The organism is Streptomyces sp. NPDC043861, from assembly GCF_056435905.1.
The window spans coordinates 301,685-309,150 of record NZ_JBWKDP010000011.1 but is presented as its reverse complement, the minus strand read 5'-3'; the positions used below and the strand labels follow the sequence as shown (position 1 = coordinate 309,150).

Sequence of the window (7,466 nt, the reverse complement as noted above, 5' to 3'; positions counted from 1 at the left end):
CCCGACACCCCGATCATCACCACCGACGCCCGCCACCGCGCGGACGCCAAGAGCGCGCTGATCACCCTCGTCGAACACGCACTCATGGCACGACTGCGGTAGGTCGTCGTCGCAGGCCGCCGTACACCCGGTCCCGTACGCGAGAAGGCCCTCCCGCTCCCCCGGAGCGCGAGGGCCTTTCTCCATGTACCGCCGGGTTGACGCGCCCCAGGTCCTGGAAGCGGTACGGAGCTGCCGTCACGGTCCTGCCCGGTGAACGCGTACGAGGACGAGCACGACGGGATCGTGCCCACGGGTCCCCGCCACGACCGCAGTGCCTGGGAGCAGGCCCGCTCCCGGCCGTCCGGACCGTCCCGCACCGCGAGCGCCTTCGCCCTCGCCGCGTGCGCCCCGCGGAACGGGCCGTCCACTCCCCGGCCCTTCCCCGGGCAACGCGGCAGACGACGGAGGGCAGCCACGGGCCCAGGGCGTTTCCGTGCCGCCACCGGAGAACGCCCCGCGCGGAAACGGCCACGGGGGCCGGCACAGGGTGGCAGGGGCCCGGCCCGCGTAACGCGGGCTCAGGGCGGCAGAGCGGCAAGGCGGCAGGACCCGGCGTCGGCCGCCGGGCCGGGGAATTGCCCCCGCTTGCACAGCCGTGCCGGATCGGCGGATCGGCGTACGACGAGCGGCCGCGCACGGGCGGTGCCTCGCGCAGCCCGAAAACTGCGCAGGGCCCCCGCTCGCACACGGCGAGCGGGGGCCCTGAGGCACGGTCGGGAGGGTGTCAGCCCTGCCAGCTGTGCGGGGCGCGGAAGCCGGACTGGCGCTCCAGGCGCCGCCACCCGGCGGTGCTGCGGCCGCGGTGCGCCGGCGCGTCGGCCGGCTGCGAGGCGGCGCGGGCGAGGAGGACGGCCGTGATCGCGGCCAGCTCCTCGGGGTCGGCCTGGCCCTTCTCGACGCGGAGCAGGGACTCGGCGGGCATGGTCATCTGCAGTGTTCTCCTCGTGGGTTACTGCGGGGGGTTGCCGTGCTTGCGGGACGGCAGGTCGGCGTGCTTCGTGCGGAGCATCGCAAGGGAGCGGATGAGCACCTCGCGGGTCTCGGCCGGGTCGATGACGTCGTCGACCAGTCCGCGCTCCGCGGCGTAGTAGGGGTGCATGAGCTCGGCCTTGTACTCCTTGACCATGCGGGCACGCATGGCCTCGGGGTCCTCGGCGTCGGCGATCTGGCGGCGGAAGATGACGTTGGCCGCGCCCTCCGCACCCATCACGGCGATCTCGTTCGTCGGCCAGGCGTAGGTGAGGTCGGCGCCGATGGACTGGGAGTCCATGACGATGTAGGCACCGCCGTAGGCCTTGCGCAGGATCAGCGAGATGCGCGGCACGGTCGCGTTGCAGTACGCGTACAGAAGCTTGGCGCCGTGGCGGATGATGCCGCCGTGCTCCTGGTCGACGCCGGGCAGGAAGCCCGGCACGTCCAGCAGGGTCACGATCGGGATGTTGAACGCGTCGCACATCTGCACGAAGCGCGCGGACTTCTCGGACGCCTCGATGTCGAGCACACCGGCCAGCGACTGCGGCTGGTTGGCGATGATGCCGACGACCTGGCCGTCGAACCGGGCCAGGGCGCAGATGATGTTGCGCGCCCAGCGCTCGTGGATCTCGAGGTAGTCGCCGTCGTCGACGAGCTCCTCGATCACCTTGTGCATGTCGTAGGGGCGGTTGCCGTCCGCCGGGACCAGGTCGAGCAGCACGTCCGAACGGCGGTCGGCCGGGTCCTCGGTGGCGACGTGCGGCGGGTTCTCGCGGTTGTTCTGCGGCAGCATCGAGAGCAGGTACCGCACCTCGGCGATGCAGGTCTCCTCGTCGTCGTACGCGAAGTGCGCCACGCCGCTCGTCTCGGCGTGCACATCCGCGCCGCCGAGACCGTTCTGGGTGATCTCCTCACCGGTGACCGCCTTGACGACGTCCGGGCCGGTGATGAACATCTGCGAGGTCTCGCGGACCATGAACACGAAGTCCGTGAGCGCCGGGCTGTAGGCGGCGCCGCCCGCGCACGGGCCGAGCATCACGCTGATCTGCGGGATGACCCCGGAGGCCCTGGTGTTGCGCTGGAAGATGCCTCCGTAGCCCGCGAGCGCGGAGACGCCTTCCTGGATACGGGCGCCGGCGCCGTCGTTGAGCGACACCAGCGGGGCGCCCGCCGCGATGGCCATGTCCATGATCTTGTGGATCTTGGTGGCGTGGGCTTCGCCCAGCGCGCCGCCGAAGATCCGGAAGTCGTGTGCGTAGACGAAGACCGTCCGGCCCTCGACCGTGCCCCAGCCCGTGACCACACCGTCGGTGTACGGCTTCTTCGCCTCCAGGCCGAAGCCGGATGCCCGGTGCCGGCGCAGCTGCTCGACCTCCCGGAACGAGCCCGCGTCCAGCAGCAGCTCGATCCGCTCGTGTGCGGTCAGCTTGCCCTTGGCGTGCTGCGCCTCGGTGGCGCGGTCACTGGGGCCACGGCGCGCCTCGTCACGAAGGGCGTGCAGCTCTGCCACACGCCCGCGGGTGTCGGTCGGCTCGCCGGCGGTCTCGTCCAAAACGGTCATGTAACGACCCTACGGACCCGAACAAGAAAATCCCGCCGTTGACTCCGTACAGTCTCGCGACCGTTCTCCTGTCACCCTCGGACAGAACCTCTCCGTGGTACAGCCGAAGCACCAGCGTGGGAGTGCCCCGGATTGTCGGGGTCCGACAAGGGCGTCATACGCAGGTCAGGCGACGGTCACCTGGCGGTCATGGCCGGCACTCCCCGTTCCCGGGGTGCTGCGCAGCGGCGGCGGGGGGTCTTCGGCGAGGAGCTCGACGGACGGAGCACGGTGGAGGACACGCCGGACCGGACGGCGCCGGACGAGCTCCACGGGGTCCCCGGAACGCACGGGTTCAGCGAGGTGCAGCGCGGCGGTGCCGGGCGGTGCCGTCCGGACGGGCACGCTCGCCGGAGCGGTCCCGGCCGGTCCGCCCACCGTACCGGCCCGCCAGAAGTTCGCCGCGGCGAGTCCGGGGGAGGGGACGGCGACCGCCCGGCACGGGGCGCTGTTGTCGAAGATCTCCAGCCGGGCGGGGTCCTCGCCGAGGGCCGGGCGGTCCCCTCGGAAGACGCCGGGCAGCAGAACAAACGCATACGGAGCATTCACCGGATCGGCCCCATGGTCCGGCCTCGGGGTCTGCGGCGACGGCGTTCGCCGCTCGGCGGTGCCGGCCGGTTGCCGCCCTCCACGCCCCCGCACCGCACCCGCGCCCCGTGCGCGGAGCCGTCGTACCGCCGGGGAGGATCCACGCGGGTGCGCGTTCCCGGCCCGGGTGGCAGTTGCCACCCGGGCCCAGGTCGGCCCGTGAGAGTCGGGGAGCGCGGTGGAGCTCACGGCACGCAGGGGGACTCAGGTACGCGGCGGAGCTGAGGGCGCGCAGTGGAAGCGAGCGCTCCCCCAGTCGGCGTGGTCGTTGCCGTTGCCGTCGCCACCGTCGCCGACGACGAGCTCGACGTACTTCGCTCCGGTCACATCGGCGCTCAGGCCCCATACGTCGTCCGTCGCCTTCAGCACGGGCGACTTCACCTTCTCCTGGCCGTCGGCCGTGACGGCGAACTGCACACTGCCCCGCGACGGCTGGACGTCGTCCACGCCCACCCCCGCCGTGAAGGAGGTGCACCTGCCACCCAGGTAGTAGCGGACCCTGGCCGGGGCGTGGCTGCCGAGGCCCTTCTCGTACGCCACGCCTCCGATCCTGAGCGGGCTCCCGTCACCCGTGCCCGTCCCGCCGTTGGACAGGTCCCGCTCGACCGGCCCCCAGCCGTTCTCGGCGGCCGTCCAGTCCAGGTCGCTCGCCCAGGCGTCGGCAGTGGGCCGAGGCGGCAGCGTCCGTACGGAGGTGACGGCCGAGAGGGTGCGTGCCGTGCCGTCGACGGTGTACGCCGCCGTCGAACCCCTCTCGTACGTGCCGTTCTCGGCGTCCGACGGCGGGGTGACCTGCCAGCGTCCCGTGACCCTGGCGCCCGGGGCGACCGACGCGAAGGAGACGGGCCCGTCGGGCTCGGCGGTCCAGCCCTCGGGAAGTCGCAGGCCCAGCGAGACTTCGGCGGCGGCCGTCGCTTCGTCGTTGGTGAAGACGGTCCTGACCTCGTTGCGTACGCCCGGCTCCAAGGGCTCTGCCCCGGGCGCAACGCTCAGGGTGGCGCATGCGGGCGCCTGCGCGGCCTTTCCGAGGTCGGTCACCGTGAAGGAGTCGAGGACGAAGTCCGCCCCGTCGGGTGCGTCGGCGCGTTTGCGCAGCCCGGTCCAGGTGTCACCGCAGCCCGCGACGACGGTTTCGGCGAAGTGACCGGTCGTGTTGAGGACTCCGATGGGTGTGGCACGGGTCTCGACCTGGCCGCCCCGGGCGCGGTCGTAGCCCGTGATCCACTCGTAGGCGCCTGCGTGGCTGGACTGGTAGTCGTATGCGACCCGGTAGGCGTGCCCGTTCCGCATCGGGACGGTCCAGGGCGCGGTGCGGTAGACGAGACCGGCGTTCTCCTCGTGGGACTTGAGGGATTCGGCGCCGGAGAGCACGTCGTCGATGAGCTTTCCGTTCCAGCCCGCCCGGGTGTAGGGGGCGTGGAGCCGGCTGATGTGGGTGCGTGGGTCGGTGGCACCACCCGCGTCGCCCTTGAGGAACGGCCCCCAGCCCTGGTCGACGTCCTCGAAGTCCTCGTACACGACCGATCCGGCCTTGATGGCGGGGGCGTTCGCGACCACCCGTACGTCATCGACGCGCACGGTCGCCGTGCTCCCCGCCGCCGCCTCGATCCGCAGGGTCGCGGTCCCGCCGCGGGGCGCGGTGAAGTTGACCTTCACCCGCTGGAAATGGCTGCCGTGCCGGTCCGACGCGGCGACCTGGTCCTCGACCGCGGACCGCTCGACGGTGACGGAGCGGCCGCCGATGCTCAGGGTCGTACGCCGCTCCTTGCCCGGCTCGACCTCGACGAGCGCGGACGCGGTGTACCGCCGGCCGGCCTTCAGCCCGGTGACACGCTGGGAGAGTGCCGCGACCGCGGCGCCGGTGAGGCGCGCGGCGTTGCGGCCGTGGTCGTCGCTCTCGCGCGTGACGGTTCCACTCGTGCGCCAGTCACCGAGCTCGCTGTCGTTGAAGCCGGGGTCGTCGACGGGGGTGCCTTCGCCCCAACGCGGGTCTGCCTGCCGGGGCGCCTTCCGGTCCGGATGGAGCACGTACGGCTGCCCGGCCTTGGCGTCCAGGGTGATCCTGCCGTCGGCGGCACGGACGGTTCCGGTCTTCACCCGGCCGTTGTCGGTGAGCCTGTAGACGGTGTACGAGCCGGCGGGGACCGTCCAACTGCTGGTGCCCCCTGCCTTGTTGTAGTGGTACAGCTTCTTCCCGCCGTCCCAGGGAAGCAGATAGCGGTTCCCGTCGAGGACCTTGCGTCCGTGGTCGTAGAACGCCCGCCGTCCGTCCTCGACCGTTCCCCGCAGCCCACCGGTGAACGAGAGGTCGTTCCCGTCCCAGCGGGTGATCCGCTGCTGCTGCAGGAATTTCGCGGGGAGGTTCCGTTCCCAGATGTTGGCGTAGAACGTCGTCCAGTCGGTCTCGCCGGTCCAGCCCTCGAAGTCCTCGAGCGCGCTCCGGCCGAGGACCGGGTGGTCGTTCCAGATGTCCTTCTCGCCGTTGCGGATGAACCGGATGATCCGGGAGTTCAGTCCCTTGTTGGTGGCACCCCCGTAGTCGAGGTCGTTGGCCCAGTGCGACCACAGCGACGCCCGTTCGAACTTGTCGGACCACTCCGTGCCGACGTTCCAGCCCTGCGCCTGCACGGCTTGAAGGGTCTTGTCGGCGATCCAGCCGTGCGAGTAGTACACGTCGATGTAGAGGAAGCCCAGATTGCGGTCGGTCTCGTCGCGGAGCTGCTGGAACCTGCGGGCGAGATCACCGCTGTTGATGTCGCGGCGCTGGTCGATGTAGTAGCTCTGATTGAGCCAGTTCCAGCCGGGTTTCGTCTTGTCGACCAGGGTCTCGCTGAAGTTCCTGGCCTCCGGGTACGACTCGGTGGCGTTGACGTGCACGCCGAAGGCCGCGCCCCACTTCCGGCCGCTTCTCAGCAGCCTGTTCAGGTCGCGGAGACCGCCGGCGCGCTCGTTGTAGTTGCCGCCGTAGTCGGGGTGCGCCGAGTCGTGCCCTTCGGCGCCGTAGCCCTTGAGGATCGCGAGCTGCCCGAGGCCGTCCGTGGCCAGGGAGATCCGTTTGACGTCGTCGAGGGTGCGCAGGAACGGATGAGTGGCCTGGCTGGCGAAGTTGAACGGGATGTGGGTGACGACCCGGTCCGGGGTGTCGTCGCTGCCCGGTGCCCTGATCCCGATCGCTCGGAAGGCGACGGCGCCGTCCTGCCAGTCCGTCTTCCCGTCCCCATTGGCGTCGGGCGTGACGACGACCTTGGCCCAGGGCAGGTCCTTGCCGCGCTCGGGAGCCGGAGCGCCCGCGCCCCGGTGGGTCCACTGCCCCGACCAGACGCCGACACGGACACTGCCGTCCGCGCCCTTGCGGGCCTGGTGCCAGAAGCGGGCGTCGTCACCGTTCGTGGCCCCGGACGGCTTGTCGTAGCTGGAGTTCGACTCGACGGCGGCGGCGAGGGCGCCCGTGTTGACGAGGGCGTACGAGGCCCCGACCGGCGTGGGCTCGGGAGCGGTCGCCTCCGTCACCCGGCCGAACACATCGGCGGTGCGCGTCGAGTCCGGGTCGAGCCGGGTGAACGCGGTCGCGGCCCCCGCGTCCGTGCTTCCCACCGAGACGAGGTCATGGCGGGGGATGTCGAGGGTGCCGACCCGGAATTCCGCCGTGTCCCGGACCGCGGTGACCTTGAAGGTGGTGGCGCGGCCGGAGACGGAGAGCGTTGCGTCGAGCTCCACGCCGGCGAGGTCCGGGAAGGCGAGCGTGTACGCGGCGCTCGTGGCCGTGACCACGGGCGGGGCCTTCAGCCGCACCGGATGGGCGGTGCCGTTGAGGGTCACCTCGGTGACCGGGCCGGTGCTGCCCAGGAGGCGTGCTCGGGTGGCCCGGTCGGTGTACGACAGCACGCGCGGGAAGTCCTCGGCGACGGCGACGGCCAGCGGGCCCGAGCGGAGGACGGGCGCCCCGGCGTCCGGTTCGGATGCCGGGGCCGCGTCGACGGCGTTCGCAGGTCCGGCGAGTGAGGCGACGGCGGCCATGGCCACGGCCGCCGCGCACAGGGCGCGGGGACTCTTGGTGAGCGGCATGGGGACTGGGTAGTCGCCGCGTCATGGCGCGGTCAACGACGTCGCACGCCGGCGGCACCGCCAGTCCAAGAGCCGCGCCCGGTAAGTCCAAGTGACGCAGAGCGATTCCGTCATCACGCAAAAAGATCGCCGCAAATGTTGAAAGTTAAACGGGAATGGTTCTATGGTGGAGCTCGTTGAAGGTTCAACGAGTGGCCGG

The 7,466-nt window shown here is 71.5% G+C and carries 4 protein-coding genes and 1 pseudogene; 1 reads left to right on the top strand and 4 read right to left on the bottom strand.

All coding sequences use genetic code 11. The annotated features are described in order from the left end of the window. Positions 1-102 (top strand): annotated as a pseudogene (locus AC068D_RS25220) (ATP-binding protein); the annotation flags it as partial. Positions 103-766: 664 nt separating this feature from the next. Here AC068D_RS25220 and AC068D_RS25215 read toward each other — a convergent pair. The 4 genes from AC068D_RS25215 to AC068D_RS25200 form a co-directional block, all read right to left on the bottom strand. Continuing rightward, complete coding sequence (locus AC068D_RS25215) at positions 767-970, bottom strand: acyl-CoA carboxylase subunit epsilon (protein ID WP_478825310.1); 204 nt, start codon at positions 968-970, stop codon at positions 767-769. A gap of 21 nt (positions 971-991) precedes the next feature. After that, positions 992-2,575, bottom strand: a complete 1,584-nt coding sequence (locus AC068D_RS25210; RefSeq protein WP_478825309.1) for an acyl-CoA carboxylase subunit beta — start codon at positions 2,573-2,575, stop codon at positions 992-994. A 165-nt stretch (positions 2,576-2,740) separates the two neighbouring features. Continuing rightward, positions 2,741-3,163: a polysaccharide lyase beta-sandwich domain-containing protein gene (locus AC068D_RS25205; protein ID WP_478825308.1), complete on the bottom strand. Its 423-nt coding sequence runs from the start codon at positions 3,161-3,163 to the stop codon at positions 2,741-2,743. Between the two features lie 243 nt (positions 3,164-3,406). Next, the gene (locus AC068D_RS25200; RefSeq protein ID WP_478825307.1) at positions 3,407-7,267 is read right to left on the bottom strand and encodes an endo-alpha-N-acetylgalactosaminidase family protein; all 3,861 of its coding nucleotides are present in this window, start codon (positions 7,265-7,267) and stop codon (positions 3,407-3,409) included. Positions 7,268-7,466 lie beyond the last annotated feature (199 nt).

What these genes read in the sequence shown, in the direction of transcription:
- AC068D_RS25215 (WP_478825310.1), bottom strand. Translation starts at nt 970, where the DNA reads ATGACCATGCCCGCCGAGTCCCTGCTCCGCGTCGAGAAGGGCCAGGCC.
- AC068D_RS25210 (WP_478825309.1), bottom strand. Translation starts at nt 2,575, where the DNA reads ATGACCGTTTTGGACGAGACCGCCGGCGAGCCGACCGACACCCGCGGG.
- AC068D_RS25200 (WP_478825307.1), bottom strand. Translation starts at nt 7,267, where the DNA reads ATGCCGCTCACCAAGAGTCCCCGCGCCCTGTGCGCGGCGGCCGTGGCC.